This window comes from Roseovarius autotrophicus, assembly GCF_018069895.1.
GTDB classification, from domain to species: domain Bacteria; phylum Pseudomonadota; class Alphaproteobacteria; order Rhodobacterales; family Rhodobacteraceae; genus Roseovarius; species Roseovarius autotrophicus.
Genome location: NZ_JAGQDH010000013.1, coordinates 35,309 through 57,501, shown reverse-complemented (window position 1 = coordinate 57,501; position 22,193 = coordinate 35,309). Strand labels below are relative to the sequence as shown.

Genomic DNA, 22,193 nt, shown 5'->3' with positions numbered 1-22,193 from the left:
CCTAGCCCTCCCTCTTCCCAAGCGCCCGGTCGATCGCTTCGGCGGCCGCCCCGCACAGCTCGCCCAATCGCTGCTCCAGCGTCTCAAGGCTCTCCTCGCCGGTCTCGCGCAGCAAAACCGCAGCACCCGCCTCGCCGATCCGGTCCGGCGCGAGCACGCCCCCGCCCAGAAGCCGCGCCACCATCTGCACCTGCCAGCAAAGCGCATAAGCCGCCTGCAAGACTGCGCCATCTGCGGCATCCATCCAGCCGGATGCGACAGCGCCCGCAAACCCCGCCGCCGCATCGCGCGCGCCCTGCCCCGCCAGCAGATTGCCCGCCTGCACGACAAGTTCCTGTTCCATCAGCCGCCCCGGCCCAAGCTTCACATCCCACGGCCCCGTCTGCGGCTTGGCCTCGGCCACACGGGCGCGCATCTCGGCCACGGCCTCGATCAGCGTGCCCCGTTCGTGTGCCCCAGCAAGAAGACCCACGCGAAACCCCTCGACATCGCGGGCCAGGCTCTCCTCGCCACAGATCACCCGCGCGCGCGTCAGCGCCAGATGCTCCCACAGCCAGGCCTCGTCCGTCTGATAGCTCTGGAAAGCGGGCCAGCTTGTCGCCACCGGCCCCTGATTGCCCGACGGGCGCAGGCGCATGTCCACCTCGTAAAGCCGCCCCTCGGCCATCGGCGCGGTGAGCGCGGTGATCATCGCCTGCGTGAGCCGCGCGTAATAGGGCCGGGGTGCCAGCGGCCTGCGCCCGTCCGATCCCTCGGACCCTTCGGCGTCGTAGATCACGATCAGGTCAAGATCGGACCCGGCATTGAGCCGCCCCGCCCCGAGCGAGCCCATGCCAAGCACCACCGCTCCGCGCCCCGGCGGCACCCCGTGCTTTTCGGCGAACTGTGCGATCACCAAGGGCCAGAGCGCGCCGATCACCGCGCCCGCCAGATCGGCATAGTGCGCCGCCGCCGTTCCGGCATCGGTAAGGCCGCGCAGGTGATGCACGCCCACCCGGAAATGCCATTCCTTGTGCCAGCGCCGCGCCTGATCAAGCGCGCGCTCGTAATCGGCCTCGGCCTGCATGACCCCCGAAAGCCCCGCCTCCAGCGCCGCGCGCCCCGGCCATGGTGCAAAGAAATCCCCCGCGATCACCGCGTCGAACACGGCGGCGTTGCGCGACAGATACGCGCCAAGCGCAGGCGCGGTGCCGACTATATCGACAAGTAGGTCGATCAACTGCGGATTGGCCTCGAAGAGCGAGAACACCTGCACGCCCGCAGGCAGCCCGTGCAGGAACCCGTCAAAGGCCAAGAGCGCCTCGGCCGGATTGGCCGCGCGGGCAAGGCGGGCAAGGATCTCGGGGCGCAGACGCTTGAAGATCTGTTGCGCGCGCTCGGACCGCAGCGCCGGATAACCGCGCCAGCGCGCGATCACATCCTCGTCAAATGCGACCTCCGGCGCGGGTGCGGGCGCGGTGCCGGGGGACTCCTGCCGGAAAAACCCTTCTATCAACGCATCGACAGCCAGAAGCCGCTCGGTGATCTCGGCGCGCAAATCCGACGTCTCGCGGCCCGTGAAGGCAGCAAGGCGGTCGAACTCCTCGGGGGTGTTGGGCAAAAGATGCGTCTGCGCGTCGCGCAGCATCTGCACGCGGTGCTCGATCTCGCGGTGAAAGCGGTAATGCCCGGTGAGCGCCTCTGCCGCCTCGGCAGGCACCCAGCCCTTTTCGACCAGCCGCGCCAGCCCCTCGACCGTGCCACGCACCCGCAGATCGGGGTCACGCCCGCCAGCGATCAATTGCCGGGTCTGGGTGAAGAACTCGATCTCGCGGATGCCGCCGCGCCCGAGTTTCATGTTGTGCCCCTCAAGCGTGAGCGCACCGCCCAGCCCCTTGTGCTCGCGTATGGCCAGCCGCATGTTGTGGGCATCCTCGATGGCGGCGAAATCGAGATGCCGCCGCCACACGAAGGGCCGCAGCGTGTCGATGAACCGCGCGCCCGCATCAGGATCGCCCGCGCAGGGCCGCGCCTTGATCCAGGCCGCGCGCTCCCATGTGCGGCCAAGGCTCTCGTAATAGGTCTCGGCGGCGGCCATGGCCATGCAGACGGGCGTCACACCCGAATCGGGGCGCAGCCGTAGATCGGTGCGAAACACATAGCCCTCGGCGGTGCGGTCGTTGAGCATGGCCGACATCTTGCGGGTGGCGCGCACGAGGCTGGCGCGCGCCTCATGAAACTCGTCGCGCCCGAACCTCCCCTCGTCGAACAGACATATGAGATCGATGTCGGAACTGTAATTGAGCTCTCCCGCCCCCATCTTGCCCATGGCAAAGACGACCATGCCCGCGCCGCTGTCCAGATCGTCTTCGGTCATGCCCGGCAGCTTGCCGCGCCGGATCTCGGCCCCAAGCGCCGCGCGCAAGGCCAGATCGCAGGCCAGATCGGCGAAATCCGTCAGGCGGCCTGTGACCGCCTCCAGCGGCCAGACGCCCCCCAGATCGGCCAGCCCCGTGAGCAACGCCACGCGCCGCTTGGCCATGCGCAACGCGCTTGACAGCACGTCGGGGGCGGTTGCGCGCAGGTCGTCATAAAGGGTCGAGAGCGCCGCATCGGGGGCCTCTACGGCCTCGATGAGCCATGCGCCTTCCTGCATCACCAACAATTTCAGAAACGGGCTGCATCCCGCCGCCCCCGCCACCAGATCGGCCAGAGGGCCGGTCAGGCCGGGGACATGGGCGCACGCCTCAGCGCCTTCGCTAGACTCGAACGGGTGCGGGCATCGGGTGAGGCGGCTGGCAAATGTCATGCCCGCGAGTGATACAGCGACGGCGGGTCTGGTCAATGGCAAGGCGTCGTGAAACAATCATCCGACACCGATGCAATACCGACAGGATACCGATGAGCAAAAGTGTTGCCCGCGTCCGCCGCGCCCTTGCCGATGCCGGGCTTGATATCGAGCCGGTCGAGATCGGCGATGCCAACACCGCACACATGGCCGCCGAACTCGTCAGCTGCGACGTGGCGCAGATCGCCAAGTCGATCATGTTCCGCGACGAGGCAAGCGGCGCGGCGCTGCTGTTCGTCACCTCGGGCGCGAACCGGGTCGATGCAACACGCGCCTCCGCCGTGGCGGGCGCGCCTCTGGGCAAGGCCGATGCCACGCTGATCCGGGCGCAGACCGGCTTTGCCATCGGGGGCGTCTCGCCGGTGGGGCATCTTACCCCACCCCGCGCGTTCTTTGACCCCTATCTGCTTGAATTTCAACAGGTCTGGGCAGCGGCGGGCACGCCGCGCCACCTCTTCGGGATCGCGCCCGCGCGGTTGCTGGAGATTTCGGGGGCAGAAGTGGCCGAGTTTACGGAGTGAGAACGAGCGGACCTTTTCGTCATCCTGACATATGACCAAGGCGACACAACGGGGCCATCTCCGCGCAGAATAAAGGCGTGCTTGCACGCCGCCGCGCGAGCGCCAGACCGCTTACATTCAAACACGACTACCCCTCTGCCAGCCCCCGCGCCAACGCACAAAACCGTTCCAGATCAACGGTTTCTGCCCGGTCTGTAGGCTTGATCCCGGCAGCAATGAGCCGGTCCTCGATGTCGGGGGCCGCGCCCTTCAATGCCGCGCGCAACATCTTGCGGCGCTGGTTGAAGGCCTGCGCCACCACCCGCTCCAGCACCTTTGCATCCGCCGGATAGCGCGGCGCGGGCAGCGCCGTCAGATGCACCACCGCGCTGGACACCTTGGGCGGCGGCGTGAACGCCTCTGGCGGCAGGTGCATCACGATCCGCGCCTCCGCCCGCCATTGCGCCAGAAGCGCGAGCCGCCCATAGGCCTTGGAGCCGGGCCGCGCCACGATCCGCTCTGCCACCTCGCGCTGGAACATCAGCGTAAGCGACTGCCAGAAGGGTGGCCAGTCCGGCGGGGTGAGCCAGCGGATCAGCAATTCGGTGCCCACATTATAGGGCAGGTTGGCAACGATGCGGATGGGCGGCGTCAGATGCGCGCGCGGGTCTATCCCGAGCGCGTCGGCATTGAGCACCGTCAGCCGCCCCGGTGCGGCCTCTGCGATCTCTTGCAGCGCGGGCAGGCAGCGCGCGTCCTTCTCGATGGCAAGCACATGGCGCGCGCCTTCCATGAGCAGCCCACGGGTAAGGCCACCGGGACCGGGCCCGATTTCCAGCACGTCGCATTGCGTCAGGTCGCCCGCCTGCCGCGCGATCTTCGAGGTCAGGTTCAGATCCAGAAGGAAATTCTGCCCCAGCGCCTTGCGCGCCGAGAGCCCATGCGCGGCGATGACGCGGGCAAGCGACGGCAGGTCGTCAAGCGCGCTCATGTCCGCGCCCGCGCCAGCATATCCGCAAGCCGCAGCGCCTCGATCAGCGATGCGGGGTTGGCCACCCCCTGCCCCGCGATATCGAACGCCGTGCCATGATCGGGCGAGGTGCGGATGAAAGGCAGGCCGAGCGTCACGTTCACGCCCCGGTCGAAATCGAGCGTCTTGATGGGGATGAGCGCCTGATCGTGATACATGCAAATGGCCGCGTCATAGCCCGCGCGCGCGCGGGCATGAAACATCGTGTCGGCCGAAAGTGGCCCGCGCAGATCCATCCCCCCGGCGCGCAGCCGGTCGAGCACTGGGGCGATGGTCTCGATTTCCTGCCGCCCCATGCGCCCGCCTTCGCCCGCGTGCGGATTGAGCCCCGCGACCGCAAGGCGCGGCGCGGGGATGCCGAAATCACCGATCAGCGCGGCATGGGTGATACGGATGGTCTCCTCCAGCAAATCGGCGGTCAGCGCCCCTGGCACCTCGGCAAGCGGGATATGGATGGTAACGGGCACGACCCGCAATTCGGGACTGGCCAGCATCATCACCACCCGCGCGCACCCCGCGAGATGAGCAAGAAACTCGGTATGACCCGGAAAGGCAAAACCCGCCCCCTCCTGCAAGGCCTGCTTGTGGATGGGCGCGGTGCAAAGCGCGGTGGCCCTGCCCGCCTGCACCAGCGCCACGCCGCGCGCGATCACGTCGATCACGCCCTGGGCCTGCGCCGCCTGCGGGTGGCCCGGCGTGCGGGTGCCGGGAAAGGGATGGGCAAGCACCGGGAGCGCACGGGCCATCACGCCCGCCGCCCCCTCGGGCGTCTCGATCACCGCGACCGGCACGCCCTCGGGAACATGTGCCGGATCGCCGATCAGGAAGAAAGGCACCGAGCCGCGAAGCGCCGTCCAGGCGCGCGCGGCGATTTCGGGGCCGATGCCCGCAGGCTCTCCGCAGGTGAGCGCGATCACGGCTCGACGATCCGCGCCTCGGCCATGATCTGCGCGAGAAATCCATCGGCCAGCGACTGGATGCGCTGGTTACGGATGAAATTGGTCAAGTTCTCGATCGACGGCTCCTCGCCGTCCAGCTTGGGCGCGCGCCCGCACAGCATCAGGAAAACCAGCGTCTGACCGTTGGCCCGTGTGATCCGCGTCGAGACCTCGCCGGGATCAAGCAGCGCGAGTTCGGCGGCGATGTCGGCGGGTATCTCCTCGGGGGCTTTCGAGCCACGCTCCAGCACCTCGGGCGCTTGACCGAAGGCCACGCCGTAAAGGTCATCGCAGGTATCGACCTCTGCGCGGACCTGCGCCGCGCGCGCCAGCGCCTGGTCGCTGCGGCCACCGGGAATGTAATAGGCGGCATATTCGATCGCGGAGTATTGCGGCTGTGGAAACGCCCCCTCCTCGATGTCGCGCAACATGATCAGCGCAATACCTCCCTCGATGGGCAACGGCTCCGACACTTCGCCCGGCCCGAGCCCAAGTGCCACCTGCCGCAGAACCGGAGGCAGATCAGACAGCGCCGTCCAGTTCATGCGCCCGCCATTCGCGGCCGAAGGCGCGGCGGAATGGCGGCGCGCGAAGGCGGCGAATTCGCTCTCGTTTCGGGCCGTCGTGATCTGCGCGGCCAGCGCCTGCCTGGCTTCGGCATCCTCGAGGCTGGTCACCGGCAGGATGATTTCCGACAGCAGCACCCGCACCGGCGAGCGTCCCGAAAGGGCGCGCGTCGCCCGGTCGAGATCCGCATCGCTGACCGAGACGCGCGACGCAAAGCGCGCGCGCATCAGTTCGCGCCAGGTGATGCCCGCATGCACGAACGCGCGGAAAGATTCCTCGGACACGCCCGATTGCCCGAGCGCGACAACAAACTCATCGGCGCTCATGTTCGCGCGCGCGGCAAACTCTTCCATGGCCTCGCGCACCACGTCGTCCGGCAGGGTCAGCCCCATCGCGCGCGCGGCCTCGAGCTTGACTCGTTCCTCGATCAACTGATCCCGCGCCAGTCGGTTGACATCACCCGGCGCACGAAAAAGCGTCAGCATCCGCACGCGCTGCTGAAGCTCGTAGCGCGTCACGGCCTGATCGTTGACAAGGATCACCGGTGCAAAGAGGTTCTGCGCGCGTGCCGGTCCCGAAGGCAATGCCTGCGCGCAGATCAGCGCCAGAACAAGCGCGGCAAGAGCGCGAGTGATACGATGAAGGCTCGGGGTCATGCTCATGAGTTCCTGCATTTGCGAGTGTAGCTTGTGTCGCGGGAATCGGCGCTGAAGCCGCGCAACCCGATGACCAGGCCGAAATTCGTCTCGGGTTCGAGGATAGTGGACGAGGTGAAGCGGCGCGAGACCGAAAACGTGATATCGACACATTCGTTGGTGTAGGTAAGGCCGGTGCCTGCGCGGATGCTGCGCTGGTCGGTCGTGTCGAATCGCCATTCGCCGCTGGCCGTCCAGTGATCGGCAAAGCGATAACTGCCGTCGATGGCCCATTCCGAGATGGTCGAATCGCGGTTCTCGCGGACATCCTTCTCCATCCAGATATAGGTTGCGCCGATATTCGTACGCGCGTTGCGCCAGCTGCCGCGCGCCTCGGCCCTGGTTACCTCGAACATGTCGTCAAAAAGGCCCCGCGCGGTGATCACCAGCCCGCTCTGGTTGCGGAACTGCCCGGCGATCAGCAGGTCGGACATCTGCCCGCTCAGCCCCGAGGAGGTGGTGAAAGATGACATGCCGCCCGGCTCGCGCAGCCGGTCCTCGCGATAGACTTGCCCGAGGGCAAGACGCCCCTCCCAGCCGGTCGGGTCGATGCGGGCGTAGCTCACGCCATAGGCGGCACTCAGCCCGCGTTCGCGGCGGTCGGGCGCGACGAAGCGCGACACGTTGAACAGATTACCCTCGTCGAACGAGATCGCCGTGTTCTCATCGTTGGGGATGTTCGGGTTCGATCCGCCCGACCAGGCCAGTTGCATCACCGGCTCGATCACATGCGCGACACCGTCGGGGGCCATCTTCTGCAACGGCCATCGCAGGCGCAATGCGGCATGCGGCGTGACCTCGGTGGCCTGCGGACGCGCGGTCTGGCCGATCTGGCGCAACTCGAAATGATCCAGCGCCAGCCCGGTCTGGACCTGCGCCACCACGCCGGCCGGCAAGATCCATTGCCGCAGCCACTCGGCCTCGGCGGTAAAGCGCGCAAGGTCACGCCCGTCGGCGAAGGTGTCGGGGTCGGGTCCGTCGATGCTCAGATCAGAGCGGCGGGCATGACCATGGGCGAGCGCGGTCAGGCGCAGCTCGCCTCCGATCATGCCGGGAAACATCCTGCGCTGGTATTCGGCATTGGCGGCAAGGCTGGGCATGGTGGAATTCTGCTCGTCCACCCGAAGACTGCGGAAATGATCGACCGCCATGCGCGCATAGTCGTCCCGCCGCGCGCGCTCGATCGAAACGCCGCTTTGCAGCCGGTCCTTGTCGGAGAAATCGTGATCGACGAGGAACGTGTCGTCGCTGCTGTATTCGATGCCGAAGCGCAGCACGAAGTCGCGCGGCAGGTCGAAGCGGCCCGTGGCAAAGAGATAGCCGCGCGTGTCCTTGCTGCTGAAATCGTCCTCGGCCACGGCACCCTTCACCTCGATATCACCGCTGCGAAACGCCTGCCTGTAGCGCAATTCCAGCCGCCGGGAATTGGTGGCATAGAAGGGCGCGATGGTCAGGTCGCGGTGATCGCCGAGGGTGATGAAATAGGGCACGCGCACGCCCGTTCCCAGAAGGCTCGAGTTCACCACTGACGGCGTAAGGAACCCGGTTGCACGCGTCACGGATCCGTCCGGCAGGCTGAGGCGTGGCAGGTAGAACACGGGCGTGTCCAGAACACGGAACTGCGCGTTGTAGAAATAGAGCCGGTTCTTGTCTTCGTCGTGTACCAGCCGCTCGGCACGGATCTGCCAGAGCGGCGGACGGCCCGTCTCGCAGACCCGGCAGGAGGTGACCGTGGCCTTGTAAAGCTCGTTCAGCCGCGCATCGGTGCGGCGCATCTGATGGGCGGCCAGTTGAAGCTGATCATGCATCACGATCCGCGCACCGCGCAGGATGCCGTCGCTCAGGTCGCGGTCAAGCGCGGCGCTGTCGGCCAGGATCACCGTTTCGGTGCCCTCGCTCAGACTGAGCGGGCCGGTGATCGTCAGCCGATCGGCGGCGCGATCATAGACGATCTCATGCGCGGTCAGCCGGCGGCCCTGATAAAGCGCCTCGACATTGCCGCGCGCGATGAGGCGCTCGTCGCCAGTCATCGTGATCTCGTCGGCCACCAGCATCGCGGGTTCCGCAAGACGCTCCTGCGCGGCCAGGGGCGGCGCCAGGAAAAGCACGGCAAAGGCAACAAGGCGCCACAGCATCAGCCGTCCTCCAGGTGCAGGATGAGTCCGAGCGCAAGCAAAAGCGCCGCCACCGGTGGCGCCCAGGCCGACAGGGCTACGGGAATCTGCCCGTTCTCGCCCAGGATCTGCGCGAAATTGCGGATGTAGTAGAGGCCAAATCCCGAGATCACCGCGAAAAGCACCTTGAGACCGACGTTTGTGCCGCGCACATGGCCGATGGTGAAGGCCGCCGCCATCAGCACCAGCGCCACCAGAAATAACGGACGCGACAATTCGCTCTGATACCAGACAGCATAGCGGCGTGCGGAAAATCCCGACGCCTCCATCTGCGCGATGAAGCGCGGCAATTCCCAGAACGGGATGTAGCGGGGGCGCCCGAAACTGTCGAGAATTCGGTCCTGCGTCAGATCCGAGGGCAGCGATACCGCCTCCATCCGCAGCGCGCGCGCCTCGGGGTTGATGTCGCGATCAAGCGACCAGATCTTGACGGACTCGAGGCTCCACGCCCCGCGTCCGAGGCGTGCCACCTCAGCGTTGAGACGCCTTTTCGGCGTTCCGTCCGGGGCGAATTCCAGAAAACTCGGCCCGTAAAGCGTGCCGAGATCGGAACTTGCGCGCTCGGCAAAGATCACCGTCTGTCCGCTCGCATCGCCCTGCCGCAGCCACAGCCCCTCGTCCGACAGGGCGAATGCCGCCGTCTCGATGCCACGATAGCGGTTGGACAGGTCATGCTCGCGCTTGGAGGCGACCGCCACGATCGGGTTGCCGATCGTCACCGCCAGCACGCCAAGGAGAAAGGTCACCGCCACCGGCGCCATCAGCCCCCGCAAGGCCGAGCGCCCCGCCGCGCGCACCACCACCAGCTCCGACGACCGGGCCATCCGCACAAACAGCGCAACCGAGGCAAGAATCACCACCAGCGGCATGATCTCGTAATTGGCCCAGGGCATTTCAAGCGCAACCAGCCCCAGAACCTGACGCAGCGGCAGGGTTGGGTGATCGCCCAGCGCATCCATGAGTTCGATCAGCGCCAGAACAATCCCCAGCGACAGCGCCACCCCCAGAAAGCTGAACAGGAACCGCCGCGCGAAGTAGAAATGCAGGATCATGCCGCCGCCTCCAGCCGCTTGCGCCGGAAACCCGATCCGAGCCGCGCCATGACAGCGGGATTATGCGCCAGCCACAACAACGCAAGCGCAAGGCCCAAGCCCGATAACGCGGGCAGGTAAAGCAGCGGCCAGAGCGCGGCATTGGCCATCACCGGCCCGAAACTGGCGCTTTCGGCCACCTTGATCCCAACCAGAAGCGCGAAAGCCACCAGCACCTGACGCCAGATCCCCAGACGGCTGTAGGCCCCCACCAGAAGCGTGCAGAACCCGATCAGCGCCGCCACCACGCACATGAGTGCGGCGGTAAAGCGGCCGTGCAATTCGGTCATCGCCGCGCCGGGGCTGGCCCCGGTTCGCTCGGCCACCGCGCCCGGGTCGCGCAGCAACTCGACGGTGCTCGCGAATGCCAACTTGTTGAGATTGAAGCCGCTGCGGCTGAGAAGGCTGGTGATGTCATAGGAAAAATCGTCGAAATGCGTGGTAAAGAGCCGTGCGTCGCCGTGGTGGATGTTCTGCGCCAGCCCCGAAACCATGACCAGCCGCGAGCCTGCCCCGTCTGCCACAAGATAGGCCCGCGACGAGGTATAGGTGATGGATTTGTCGGGGTCGCGTCGATCCGACAGGAACACGTCCCGCAACTCGCCCTCGGGGGTGATCTCGCGGATGTAGAAAGTGATGCCGGGCGCCGGGTGCAGGAACTCGCCGTCGCTCAGCAGTTGGGCGGCCACGTTGCGTGAAATCTCGCTCTCGCGCAGGCGCAACTGGCTCAGGCTGCCCGGAATGAGCATATGCGCCAGAAGGCTCATCATCAGCGCGACGATCACACCAAAGACCAGCACCGCGCGCGACAGGCGAAGAGGGGAATAGCCGCTGGCCTGTATCACCGTCAGTTCGCTCTCGGATGAGAGGCGGTGCACCACATAGACGGCGGCGGCAAAAGCCGCGATCGGTAACATGCCGCCGATCACCGACGGCAGGGTCAGCGCGGTGAATTCCAGGAACACCCAGGCGGGCTGCCCATCGCCGATCAGCTTGTCGAACATGCGCACCGCCTTGTTGATCCAGAGGATCGAGACAAGCACAAGTGCGAAGAAACCGAACAAAACCATCAATTGCGACAGCAAGTATCTGTCGAATCTGGTCAATGTGTCCCCCAAGGCATCCGTCCTGACCGGCAACCTAGCCGAAACATGCGCGGGGGAAAACTGCTAACTGGCCATCGGCGGACAGGCGCGTTAGGTCTGGACGGACCAGGGACAAAAGGGAGATGCCACCATGACCGCACCCGCAGCCGTTCGCTTTACCGAAACCGATCTTGACGCCATCGCCGGGACCGCGGGCCGCCTTGCCATCTTCGTCACCGCCGATGGCAAGCTCGACGCCGAAGGCCGGCGCGTCAACCGGCTGATGCGCGGGGGTCTCATGCGGCTGATCGAGGGGGGCGGGCTGGAGAAGAAGAAACCAGGCGATCTGGTCTCGCTCGGCTGGCCTGCGGGTCTGACGGCGGAGGCGATCGACGTGGTGGTGCTGCCACGCAACGCCAGCGTGGACGAAAGCCGCCGCGCCGGTGTTGCGCTTGGCCGCGCCAAGGGCGACAAGGCGCTCACCATCCTTGGCGGCTCGCTCAAGCGCGCGGGCGAGGTGGCGCTTGGCGCGGTGCTGCGCGGCTATGACTACACCGTTCACAAGACCGGCGAGAAGACCGAACCGGGCACGATCACCGTAACGGTCAGGGACGCGGCAGAGGCCGAGGCGGGCTTTGCCCCCGCCCGCGCCGCGGCCGAGGGCGTGTTCCTCACCCGCGATCTGGTCAATGCGCCCGCCAATGACCTGACCACCACCCGCTTTGCCGAAGAGATCAAGGGGCTGGCCGATCTTGGCCTCAAGATCACCATCCTCGAGGAAAAGGACATGGCAAAGCTCGGCATGGGCGCACTCCTCTCGGTCGGTCTGGGCAGCGCCAGCCCCTCCAAGCTGGCCGTGATGGAATGGCAGGGCGGGACCAAAGGCGACGCGCCGCTGGCGCTGGTCGGCAAGGGCGTGGTGTTCGATACCGGCGGCATCTCGATCAAGCCCTCGGCGGGGCTGGAGGAGATGACCATGGACATGGCCGGCGCGGGCGTGGTGACCGGCGTGATGCGCACGCTTGCCCTGCGCAAGGCGCGCGCCAATGTGGTGGGTCTCGTGGGACTGGTGGAAAACATGGTCTCGGACCGCGCCACGCGGCCCGGCGATGTGGTGACCTCGATGAAGGGCGACACGATCGAGGTCATCAATACGGACGCCGAGGGGCGGCTCGTGCTGGCCGATCTCCTCTGGTATGCACAGCAGACCTACAAGCCGCGCGGCGTGATCGACCTTGCAACGCTGACCGGCGCGGCGATTGTCGCGCTCGGGCACGAGAACGCCGCCGCGCTGTCCAATGACGATGCGCTCTGCGACGCGGTGCTCAAGGCCGCGAAGACCGAGGGCGAGGGGCTGTGGCGGCTGCCCCTGGGCAAGGGCTATGCCGACATGATGAAAAGCCGCATCGCCGATGTGAAGAACTCGGGCGGGCGGCCCGCAGGCACGATCACCGCATCCGAGTTTCTGCACCGCTTCATTCAGGACGATATGCCCTGGGTGCATCTCGACATCGCCGGGGTCGCCAGTGTCAAGGCAGAGACCCCCTATGCGCCGCAGGGCGCGTCGGGCTGGGGGGTGATGACGCTCGACCGGCTGGTGCGCGAGATGTTCGAGACGGATTGATGGGCGCGGCCTATTTCTATCACCTCACCCGCCGCCCGCTGGAAGAGACCCTGCCGGTGCTTCTGGACAAGGCGCTTTCTGCGGGCTGGCGGGTGGCGGTGCGCGGGGTCGATCCGGCGCGCATGGACTGGCTCGACGCGCGGCTGTGGCATGGCCCCGAGGAGGGATTTCTACCCCATGGCCGCGCGGGCGGACCACATGACGCGCGCCAGCCGGTGCTGCTGACGACCGGAACGGACTGCCCCAATGGGGCGGCCTGCGTGATGACGGTGGACGGGGCCGAGGTAAGCGTCGAGGAGGTGCACAGACTGGAGCGGGTGTGCATCCTGTTTGACGGCAACGACCCGGCATCGGTCGAGGTGGCACGCGGCCAGTGGCGCGCCCTCACCGGCGCGGGCGCGGCAGCGCAGTACTGGTCCGAAGCTTCTGGCAAATGGCAGAAAAAGGCCGAGGCATGAGGTTTTCCTCAGCCGTGCTCTTCCTTCGAGACGGCGGCGAGCGCGCGGTTATAGGCCTTGAGCGCATCGACATGGAAGAGCGCGCCGAGCAGGTCGGGCGGGGCGTCGCCCCCCGAGAGCGCGACCACGGGCAGAAACGGCACGCCGGCGCGGTCAAAGGCGGGCATGGCCGTCTCCAGGGTCGCACGCGCGTCAAGATAGAGGCCCTGTTCGATCAGCGACCAGCATTGCTCGTCGCTGGCGGCGCGGTCGTGATCCGGCGCTCGCATGAGGCGGGTGACGCGGAACATCCCCAGCAGGTAATCCTGCGGCCCGGCGGCAAGGCGGATGCCGCGACGCATGAGTTGCGTCAGGAAGAACGACCGCTTGACCAGCTTTGAGCCAAGCGCCGTCGAGGTCGAGACCGCGACCATCACCGCAAGGCCGGTCTGCCAGTCGCCGGTCAACTCGAACACGATGAGCGTGGTCGAGATCGGCGCGCCCAGCACCGCCGCCGCCACAGCCCCCATCCCCGCCAGCGCATAGAGCGTCAGCGCGCCGGAATAGTCGGGCAGGATGGCCGTGGCGACATGGCCGAAGGCCAGGCCCGTGAGCGCCCCCACCATCAGCGACGGCGAGAACACGCCGCCCCCCATGCGCCCGCCGATGGTGATGGCCACCGCCGCCACCTTGAGCACCGCGAAGATCATCGCCTCGTGCCACAAGAGCTTGCCGGTGAGCGCGGCAGAGGTGGTCTCGTATCCCACGCCGATGATATGGGGAAAGAAGATCGCAATGGCCCCCAGCAGCAGCCCCGCCCCCGCAGGCCGCAGCCAGCGTGGCAGGCGCAGGCGCAGTTGCAGATGCCCCGCCGCATCCTCGGCCAGAAAGATCGCCATCATCATCAGCGCCGCCACCAGCCCGCAGATCAGCCCGAGGATGAGGAATGCGGGCAGTTCCACGTAGAATTCCAGCGCGCTCGTTCCCGGCAGGGTGAACTCGGTCACATCGCCAAAGAACATGCGGTTGATCACCGTGCCCGCGACCGAGGCGATCACGATGGGGGCGAAGGCGTGGACCGCGAAATGCCGCAACACCACCTCGAGCGCGAAAAGCGCGCCCGCGATCGGCGCGTTGAACGAGGCCGAAACGGCAGCGGCGACCGCGCAACCCAGCAGGTCGCGCCCGGTGATGCCGTCGGCATGAATGCGCTCGCTCACCCAGGACGAGATCACCCCCGCGAGATGCACCACCGGCCCCTCGCGCCCCGACGAGCCGCCCGCGCCAAGCGTGATGAGCGAGGCGGCGGCCGAGGCCAGCCCCTCGCGCCGCTCGACACGCCCCTCTGTCAGCGCCGCGCCCTCGATCACATCGGCGACCGAACGCACCCGCCCGTCGGGGGTAAAGCGGTGCAGGATCTGCCCCACCACAAGCCCCCCCGCCACCGGCACCAACAGCACCCAATACCACGGCAGGTGCTCGGCCAGAGATTGCAGCCGCGCCACGTCAGCGGTCTGGTAGAGCAGGCCCTCCAGCGCCTCGATCCCCTTGCGGAACAGGACCGCTGCAAATCCCGCGGCGATGCCGACAAGCAGCGCGATCACCCAGAACTGGAACTGGCTGGGCCCGCGCTTGCGCAGCATCCGCCAGCCCTCGCGCAGGCGGATCGCCCCGGCCCTGCGCTGACGCGCGAAAAACGTTCTGTCCCTTGCCTGCGTCACGCCCTCATCCGACTGGACCTTTTCACGCCCGCTTTCGCATCGCGTCATCTTCGCCTAGGGTAAAACGACACGCACGATCGAAAGTTGCCCCATGGACACGCAGACCGCCCTTGCCGACCTCACTTCCTTCCTAGGCCAACGGCTCAGCCGCTCCAAGTCCGATCTGGACCTGCACGGGGCAAGCGAGTCCTATTTCCCGCTCAGCCCGCCCCACGCCGTAGCCTATCCCGAGACCACCGAGGAGGTGGCGCGCATCGTCTCCGCCTGCGCGCGCGCGCGCGTGCCGGTGGTGGGCTGGGGCACGGGCACCTCGCTGGAGGGACAGGCACAGGCGTTTTCCGGCGGAGTGGTGGTGGATTTCAGCCGCATGAACCGGGTGCTGGAGGTGGCGCAGGCCGATATGGTGGCGCGCGTGCAACCGGGTGTCACGCGCGAGGCGCTCAATGAGGAACTGCGCGCGACGGGGCTGATGTTTCCGGTCGATCCCGGCGCCAATGCCTCGCTTGGCGGCATGGCCTCGACGCGCGCGAGCGGCACCACCGCCGTGCGCTATGGCACGATGCGCGACAATGTTCTGGGGCTGGAGGTGGTGACGGCAAAGGGCGAGGTGATCCGCACCGGCACGGCGGCGCGCAAATCCTCGGCGGGCTATGACCTGACGGCGTTGTTCGTCGGATCGGAGGGCACGCTTGGGCTCATCACCGAATTGACGCTGCGCCTGCGCGGCCAGCCCGAGGCGATCTCGGCGGCGGTCTGCGCCTTCGAGACCGTGACCGACGCGGTGGAGACCGTGATCGACACGATCCAGTGCGGGATCCCGATGGCCCGGATCGAGCTGCTGGACGGCGACAGCGTGCGCGCGGTCAACGCCTATGCCCGGATGAACCTGCCCGAAAAGCCACATCTGCTGCTGGAATTCCACGGCAGCCCCACCGGCGTCACCGAACAGGCCGAGGCCTTTGGCGCGATTGCCGCCGATCACCACGGTTCGGGCTTCGACTGGGCGACGAAGCCCGAGGCGCGCCGCGCGCTCTGGACCATGCGCCACAACGCCTATTACGCCGTGCTGGCCAGCCGTCCGGGCGCGCGCGCCATCGTCACCGATATCTGCGTGCCGATCTCGCGGCTGGCCGAAGCCATCGAGGAAACGCGCGCCGATCTGGCGCAAACGGGCGTGCACGGACCGATCCTGGGCCATGTCGGCGACGGCAATTTCCACGCGACGCTTCTGGTCCGGGACGGCGACGCAGAGGAGTTGTCGCGCGCCAAGGCCGCAGCCGAGCGCATGGTCGAGCGGTCGCTTGCCATGGGCGGCACGGCCACGGGAGAGCATGGCATCGGCGTGGGCAAGCTTGGCTATATGGCACGAGAACACGGGGCGGGCTGGGCGATGATGGGGGCGATCAAGACAGCGCTCGACCCCGACAATATCATGAACCCCGGCAAGATGGTGCCGCCGCGCAACTGAGGCGGCTTGCCCTCGGCCGCGCGCACGGGCAAAAGCCGGAGCATGAGAAACATGCCCCATCCCCGTGGCGCGCTGACGCCTTCGCGCACGCTCTCCGATCTGACATGGCTGCGCGTGGGCGGGCCGGCGGAATGGCTGTTCCAGCCCGCCGATCAGGAGGATCTGTGCACCTTCCTTGGCGCTCTCGATCCCGCGACCCCGGTCTTTCCCATGGGCGTCGGCTCCAACCTCATCGTGCGCGATGGCGGCATTCGCGGCGTGGTGATAAGGCTCGGGCGCGGCTTCAACGCGATCCGGGTCGAGGGGGCGCGTGTCATCGCCGGAGCGGCGGCGCTCGATGCGCATGTGGCGCGCCGCGCGGCAGAGGCGGGCGTGGACCTGACATTCCTGCGCACCATTCCGGGCAGCATCGGCGGCGCGGTGCGGATGAACGCGGGCTGTTACGGCGCGTATGTGGCCGATCACCTTGTGGAGGCGCGCGCGGTGACGCGGGCGGGCGAGGTGGTGACGCTCTTGCCCGGCGATCTGGCCTTCGGCTATCGCCAGAGCCACCTGCCCGAAGGCTGGGTGCTGATCGAGGCGACATTCGCAGGCAAAGCCAGCACACCGGAGGCGCTGATCGCGAAGATGGAGGACCAGATCGCCAGGCGCGACGCAAGCCAGCCCACCAGGGAGCGCAGCGCGGGCAGCACCTTTCGCAACCCCGCAGGCTTCAGCAGCACGGGCCGCGCCGACGATGTGCATGACCTCAAGGCGTGGAAGGTGATCGACGCGGCGGGGCTGCGCGGCGCGCGGCGCGGGGGCGCGCAGATGAGCGAGAAACACCCCAATTTCCTCGTCAACACCGGAGGGGCGAGCGCCGCCGATCTCGAGGGCCTCGGCGAGGAGGTGCGAAAAAGGGTTTTCCAAAACAGCGGAATAGAGTTAGAGTGGGAAATCATGAGGGTCGGTGAACCGGCCCCGGTTGGCGGCACGTAACAACAGCCGCGATTGAGCAGAGACACGGAACAACACGGGCCGAAATCAGGCTCGGGATATTGAGGCACAGGTTTGGGTCGTTCGGGCAGAACTTCCCCGTTGGTTGCGGTGCTCATGGGCGGCCCCTCGGCAGAGCGCGAGGTGTCGCTGTCCACGGGACGTGGGTGCATCGCGGCGTTACGGGAGGCGGGCTATCAGGTGACCGAGGTGGACGCCGGGACCGATCTGTGCGCGCGCCTGCAAGAGATTTCGCCCGATGTTGTGTTCAACGCGCTCCATGGCCGCTGGGGTGAGGATGGCTGCGTGCAGGGCCTGCTGGAATGGCTGCGCATCCCCTATACCCATTCGGGCGTCCTGTCCTCGGCTCTGGCGATGGACAAGGAGCGCGCCAAGGCCGCCTATCGCGCCGCCGGTCTGCCGGTGGTAGACAGCGTTCTGGCATCCCGCGACGAGGTGCGCGCACGTCACGTCATGCCCCCGCCCTATGTGGTCAAGCCCAACAATGAAGGCTCCTCGGTCGGAGTCTATCTGGTCAATGAGGCGGCCAATGCGCCGCCGCAACTCTCGGACGCGATGCCAGAGATGGTGATGGTCGAGACCTTCGCGCCGGGACGCGAGTTGACCACCACGGTGATGGGCGACAGGGCGCTGACCGTGACCGATATTCTCACCGATGGCTGGTATGACTATGACGCGAAATACAAGCCCGGAGGCTCGCACCATGTGATCCCCGCCGATCTGCCCCCTGACATCTTCGCGGCCTGTCTCGATTACGCCCTGCGCGCGCACAACGCGCTTGGATGCCGAGGCGTGAGCCGGACCGATTTCCGCTGGGATGAGACCCGCGGGCTTGACGGGCTGATCCTCTTGGAGACCAACACGCAGCCCGGCATGACGCCCACATCGCTGGTGCCCGAACAGGCACAGGCGGCGGGGATCACGTTTCCCGAATTGATGCGCTGGATGGTGGAGGACGCCTCATGCGACCGATGATCCCGCGCACCGATCCCGCGCCCTCGCGGCTGAGCTACCGGCTGGAGCGGATGCGCCTGACCCCAGCCTACCGACGTCTGTTCCGCCTTGGTCTGCCCATGCTGGTCATCGCGGGGCTGGTGGGGGGATATCTTGCCGATGCCGAACGGCGCAACGATCTGGGCGAGCGTTTTGCCGAAATCCGCCGCCAGATCGAGACGCGCCCCGAATTCATGGTGCACCTGCTGGCGCTGGAGGGGGCAAGCGCCTCGGTGCAGGAGGATATTCACGAGATCTTCCCCTACGACCTGCCCGCCAGTTCCTTTGACATTGACCTGCAAGCGATCCGCGCCATGGTCGAGGAACTGCCCGCCGTCGCACGCGCCAATGTGCGCATCCGGCAGGGCGGCATCCTCGCGGTGGACATCACCGAACGGGTACCGGTCGCTCTCTGGCGGACGCGGACGGGTATCGATGTGCTCGACATCACCGGTGCCGCGATTGCCAGCATCGAAGACCGCACCGAGCGGCACGACCTGCCGGTTCTGACCGGTGAGGGCGCGGATCGCTCGGTGGCGCAGGCGCTCGACATCCTCGCCGCGGCTGCGGCGCTCAGAACCCCGGTGCGGGGCCTTGTGCGGATGGGCGAGCGGCGCTGGGACCTGGTTCTAGACGACGGCAAGCGGGTGCTCTTGCCCGAGACCGAACCGGTACGCGCACTCGAACGGGTGATCGTGCTCGACAAGGCCAACGACATGCTGGAGCGCGATCTCGTCACCATCGACATGCGGCTTGGCGCGCGCCCCACGGTGCGGCTGAGCGAGGCGGCCACCGAAGAATGGTGGCGGATCACCAGCGCCAGAGGCGCGACAGGCAACTCCTCAGGGGCAGACGGAAGATGATCGAACTTTACGAATCCCAAAGAGCGATGCGCGCGATGCGCAAGGCAGCGATCCAGCGCGGCGTGGTGGCCGTGCTCGACGTGGGCACATCGAAAATGTCATGCCTTGTGCTGCGCTTTGACGGCACAGGCCGCTTCGCCGAGGCCGAAGAGGTCGGGCGCATGGCCGGGCAGGCCGGGTTCCGGGTGATCGGCGCGGCGACGACGCGTTCGCGCGGGGTCCGCTTTGGCGAGATCGAGGCCATGGCCGAGACCGAGCGCGCCATTCGCACCGCCCTTCAGGCGGCACAGAAGATGGCAGGCATCCGCGTGGATCACGTCATCGCCTGCTTTTCGGGCGCGGGGCCGCGCAGCTATGGGCTCGCGGGCGAGGTCGAGGTGGCCGACCACACGGTGAGCGAACAGGACATCAGTCGCGTGCTGAGTGCTTGCGAGGTGCCCGATATCGGCGATGGGCGCGAGGTGCTGCACGCGCAACCGGTCAATTTCGCGCTCGATCACCGCTCTGGCCTGATCGACCCGCGCGGACAGATCGGCAACCGGCTGACCACCGACATGCACATGCTGACAGTCGATGCCGTGGCGATCCAGAACCTCGCCTATTGTGTCAAGCGCTGCGATCTGGAACTGGCCGGGGTGGCCAGTTCCGCCTATGTTTCCGGCATCGCCGCGCTGGTCGAGGATGAACAGGAGCTGGGTGCTGCCTGCATCGACCTGGGCGGCGGCACGGCAGGCGTGTCGATCTTCATCAAGAAGCACATGATCTATGCCGACAGCGTGCGCATGGGCGGCAATCACGTCACCAATGATATCTCGATGGGGCTTCAGATCCCGCAGGCCACCGCCGAGCGGATCAAGACATTCTACGGCGGCCTCGTCGCGACCGGCATGGACGACCGCGAGATGATCGAGATCGGCGGCGATACCGGCGATTTCGAGCGCGACCGCCGACAGGTCAGCCGGGCCGAGCTTATCGGGATCATGCGCCCGCGCGTCGAGGAAATCCTCGAAGAGGTGCGCGCGCGACTGGATGCGGCCGGGTTCGACCACCTGCCGAGCCAGCAGATCGTGCTGACGGGCGGCGGCAGCCAGATCCCTGGCCTGGACGGGCTGGCAAGCCGCATTCTGGGCCAGCGGGTGCGGCTCGGGCGACCCTTGCGGGTTCACGGGCTGCCGCAGGCGGCGACCGGCCCGGCCTTCGCCAGCGCCGTCGGCATGTGCCTGTTTGCAGCCAACCCGCAGGACGAGTGGTGGGATTTCGAAATTCCCGTGGACCGCTATCCGGCGCGTTCGCTCAGACGCGCGGCCAAATGGTTTCGGGACAACTGGTGATCGCAATATGTGGCGTGATCGGCAAAATCCCGCGAAAAACAGTGAAAAACCGGCCATATTTGGTGGTCAGGGTGTGTTTTTTTGGTGACGATTCAGCGAACCATCGGTAAGAATGGACGCAATAAGGCAGAAAACGGCTTGCAAACGCGGCCCCAGGACAGGCGGACAGAGCAATGGCACTCAATCTTTCAATGCCCGGACATGACGAGTTGAAGCCCCGGATCACCGTGTTCGGTGTCGGCGGCGCAGGCGGCAACGCGGTCAACAACATGATCGAGAAACGCCTCGACGGCGTCGATTTCGTGGTCGCCAACACCGACGCCCAGGCTCTGAGCCAGAGCCACGCCGAAAGCCGCATCCAGTTGGGCGTGAAGGTGACCGAGGGTCTGGGCGCGGGCGCCAAGGCCAGCATCGGCGCGGCCGCCGCCGAGGAAAGCATCGAACAGATCGTCGATCACCTCGCGGGCGCGCATATGTGCTTCATCACCGCCGGCATGGGCGGCGGCACCGGCACGGGCGCGGCACCGATCATCGCGCAGGCAGCGCGCGAGTTGGGCGTGCTCACGGTCGGCGTCGTCACCAAGCCATTCCAGTTCGAGGGCGCCAAGCGGATGCGTCAGGCCGAGGAGGGCGTAGAGGCCCTTCAGAAAATGGTCGATACGCTGATCATTATCCCGAACCAGAACCTGTTCCGTCTGGCCAATGAAAAGACGACCTTCACCGAGGCGTTCAGCATGGCCGACGACGTGCTCTATCAGGGCGTCAAGGGCGTGACCGACCTGATGGTGCGCCCCGGCCTCATCAACCTCGATTTCGCCGATGTGCGCGCGGTGATGGACGAGATGGGCAAGGCGATGATGGGCACCGGCGAATCCGACGGCGAGGATCGCGCCGTGCAGGCCGCCGAAAAGGCCATCGCCAACCCGCTTCTGGACGAGATCAGCCTCCGCGGCGCGCGCGGCGTGCTCATCAACATAACCGGCGGGCATGACCTGACGCTGTTCGAGCTAGACGAGGCCGCCAATCGCATCCGCGAAGAGGTCGATCCCGACGCCAACATCATCGTCGGCTCCACCCTCGATACCGCCATGGAAGGCCGAATGCGGGTGAGCGTGGTCGCCACCGGCATCGACGCAAGCGAGAACGTGAACGACGTCCCGGTGCCGCGCCGCTCGCTCGCACAGCCGCTCAAGCAACCTGAAATGGTGGAAGAGATCGTTCAGGCCGAGCCCGCCGCCCCCGCCTATCAGCCCGAGCCGTCGCTGTTCGATCAGGTCGCGGACGCACCCGTTGACGACTACCACACCGACACCGACGATCTTCCGCCTCCGGCCTATCAGCCGCGCGCCGAAGAACACGTGCCGCCTCAAGCGATGGAAATGGAGCTTGAGGACGAGCTTGACAGCTTCCTTGCACCCCGCGCGCCCGCGCCGGGCACCCCTTCACCCGAGGCGCTGCGCCGCCTTCACGCCGCCGTGGGCAAGACCCCGCAGCAACCCCAGCAGCGTCGCCCCGAGCAGGCCGTTGCCCCACAGACCGCGGCTGACGAGCGCCCGCGCTTCGGCATCAATTCGCTCATCAACCGGATGACAGGACAGGCAGCCGCCGAAGCCCCGCGCGCGCCGCGCCAACAGCCCGCGATCCATTCCGCCCACGCCCCGCAACCCGCCCCCCGTGCGCAGGACGAGGAAGAGCAGATCGAGATCCCCGCCTTCCTGCGCCGTCAGGCCAACTGAGCGGACGATCAGACCTTTGCGAGACCGCCCTTCGGGGCGGTCTTTTGCGTCGCGGCAAGGCCCCGCGCGCCGAGAATGCCAAAGGCGTTTTGCACCGTGGATATATATGCTAGAGCG

At 66.9% G+C, this 22,193-nt stretch carries 17 protein-coding genes; 9 read left to right on the top strand and 8 right to left on the bottom strand.

From position 1 onward, the window contains the following. Position 1 precedes the first annotated feature (1 nt). Positions 2 to 2,788 (bottom strand): [protein-PII] uridylyltransferase family protein, encoded by a 2,787-nt coding sequence (locus tag KAK09_RS13225; protein ID WP_210879413.1) that lies wholly within the window; start codon positions 2,786 to 2,788, stop codon positions 2 to 4. 92 nt (positions 2,789 to 2,880) lie between these two features. Here KAK09_RS13225 and KAK09_RS13220 point away from each other — a divergent pair, with 92 nt between their 5' ends. After that, positions 2,881 to 3,348, top strand: a complete 468-nt coding sequence (locus KAK09_RS13220; RefSeq protein ID WP_210879412.1) for a YbaK/EbsC family protein — start codon at positions 2,881 to 2,883, stop codon at positions 3,346 to 3,348. A 127-nt stretch (positions 3,349 to 3,475) separates the two neighbouring features. On the opposite strand, the gene rsmA is transcribed toward KAK09_RS13220, so the two are convergent. Genes rsmA through lptF form a run of 6 tightly spaced genes read right to left on the bottom strand, consistent with a single transcriptional unit; the run spans position 3,476 to position 10,928 of the window. Next, entirely contained in the window at positions 3,476 to 4,318 is an 843-nt protein-coding gene (gene rsmA, locus KAK09_RS13215; protein ID WP_210879411.1) for a 16S rRNA (adenine(1518)-N(6)/adenine(1519)-N(6))-dimethyltransferase RsmA, read from the bottom strand. Continuing rightward, positions 4,315 to 5,274: a 4-hydroxythreonine-4-phosphate dehydrogenase PdxA gene (gene pdxA, locus KAK09_RS13210; RefSeq protein ID WP_336244458.1), complete on the bottom strand. Its 960-nt coding sequence runs from the start codon at positions 5,272 to 5,274 to the stop codon at positions 4,315 to 4,317. The genes rsmA and pdxA overlap by 4 nt, the downstream gene beginning before the upstream one ends. Then, positions 5,271 to 6,518, bottom strand: coding sequence for a peptidylprolyl isomerase (locus KAK09_RS13205; protein WP_336244457.1), 1,248 nt, complete (start codon positions 6,516 to 6,518; stop codon positions 5,271 to 5,273). The genes pdxA and KAK09_RS13205 overlap by 4 nt, the downstream gene beginning before the upstream one ends. A 2-nt stretch (positions 6,519 to 6,520) precedes the next feature. Further along, the gene (locus KAK09_RS13200) at positions 6,521 to 8,692 is read right to left on the bottom strand and encodes an LPS-assembly protein LptD (protein ID WP_210879409.1); all 2,172 of its coding nucleotides are present in this window, start codon (positions 8,690 to 8,692) and stop codon (positions 6,521 to 6,523) included. Beyond that, positions 8,692 to 9,783 carry an LPS export ABC transporter permease LptG gene (gene lptG, locus KAK09_RS13195; RefSeq protein ID WP_210879408.1) on the bottom strand — a complete coding sequence of 364 codons (1,092 nt, stop codon included), beginning with the start codon at positions 9,781 to 9,783 and terminating at the stop codon, positions 8,692 to 8,694. Before lptG ends, KAK09_RS13200 begins: the two co-directional genes overlap by 1 nt. Beyond that, entirely contained in the window at positions 9,780 to 10,928 is a 1,149-nt protein-coding gene (gene lptF / locus KAK09_RS13190) for an LPS export ABC transporter permease LptF (protein WP_272491266.1), read from the bottom strand. Before lptF ends, lptG begins: the two co-directional genes overlap by 4 nt. Before the next feature lie 130 nt (positions 10,929 to 11,058). On the opposite strand from lptF, the gene KAK09_RS13185 reads away from it, so the two are divergent. Beyond that, positions 11,059 to 12,531: a leucyl aminopeptidase gene (locus KAK09_RS13185; RefSeq protein WP_210879407.1), complete on the top strand. Its 1,473-nt coding sequence runs from the start codon at positions 11,059 to 11,061 to the stop codon at positions 12,529 to 12,531. Next, positions 12,531 to 12,989: a DNA polymerase III subunit chi gene (locus KAK09_RS13180; protein WP_210879406.1), complete on the top strand. Its 459-nt coding sequence runs from the start codon at positions 12,531 to 12,533 to the stop codon at positions 12,987 to 12,989. The genes KAK09_RS13185 and KAK09_RS13180 overlap by 1 nt, the downstream gene beginning before the upstream one ends. 8 nt (positions 12,990 to 12,997) lie before the next feature. Here KAK09_RS13180 and KAK09_RS13175 read toward each other — a convergent pair whose 3' ends face one another. Beyond that, positions 12,998 to 14,611, bottom strand: coding sequence for a chloride channel protein (locus KAK09_RS13175; protein ID WP_247651254.1), 1,614 nt, complete (start codon positions 14,609 to 14,611; stop codon positions 12,998 to 13,000). A gap of 169 nt (positions 14,612 to 14,780) precedes the next feature. Here KAK09_RS13175 and KAK09_RS13170 point away from each other — a divergent pair, with 169 nt between their 5' ends. The 6 genes from KAK09_RS13170 to ftsZ all read left to right on the top strand — a co-directional run bounded on the left by KAK09_RS13170 (position 14,781) and on the right by ftsZ (position 22,076). Beyond that, positions 14,781 to 16,157 carry an FAD-binding oxidoreductase gene (locus KAK09_RS13170; protein WP_210879404.1) on the top strand — a complete coding sequence of 459 codons (1,377 nt, stop codon included), beginning with the start codon at positions 14,781 to 14,783 and terminating at the stop codon, positions 16,155 to 16,157. 51 nt (positions 16,158 to 16,208) lie between these two features. Further along, positions 16,209 to 17,135 carry a UDP-N-acetylmuramate dehydrogenase gene (gene murB, locus KAK09_RS13165; RefSeq protein ID WP_210879403.1) on the top strand — a complete coding sequence of 309 codons (927 nt, stop codon included), beginning with the start codon at positions 16,209 to 16,211 and terminating at the stop codon, positions 17,133 to 17,135. Between the two features lie 114 nt (positions 17,136 to 17,249). Then, the gene (locus KAK09_RS13160) at positions 17,250 to 18,128 is read left to right on the top strand and encodes a D-alanine--D-alanine ligase (RefSeq protein ID WP_210879434.1); all 879 of its coding nucleotides are present in this window, start codon (positions 17,250 to 17,252) and stop codon (positions 18,126 to 18,128) included. Then, on the top strand, positions 18,116 to 19,009 hold the full coding sequence (locus KAK09_RS13155) for a cell division protein FtsQ/DivIB (RefSeq protein WP_210879402.1): 894 nt from the start codon (positions 18,116 to 18,118) through the stop codon (positions 19,007 to 19,009). The genes KAK09_RS13160 and KAK09_RS13155 overlap by 13 nt, the downstream gene beginning before the upstream one ends. Next, the gene (gene ftsA, locus KAK09_RS13150) at positions 19,006 to 20,340 is read left to right on the top strand and encodes a cell division protein FtsA (RefSeq protein ID WP_210879401.1); all 1,335 of its coding nucleotides are present in this window, start codon (positions 19,006 to 19,008) and stop codon (positions 20,338 to 20,340) included. Before KAK09_RS13155 ends, ftsA begins: the two co-directional genes overlap by 4 nt. A gap of 173 nt (positions 20,341 to 20,513) precedes the next feature. Continuing rightward, positions 20,514 to 22,076, top strand: a complete 1,563-nt coding sequence (gene ftsZ / locus KAK09_RS13145) for a cell division protein FtsZ (protein WP_210879400.1) — start codon at positions 20,514 to 20,516, stop codon at positions 22,074 to 22,076. Positions 22,077 to 22,193: the final 117 nt, after the last annotated feature.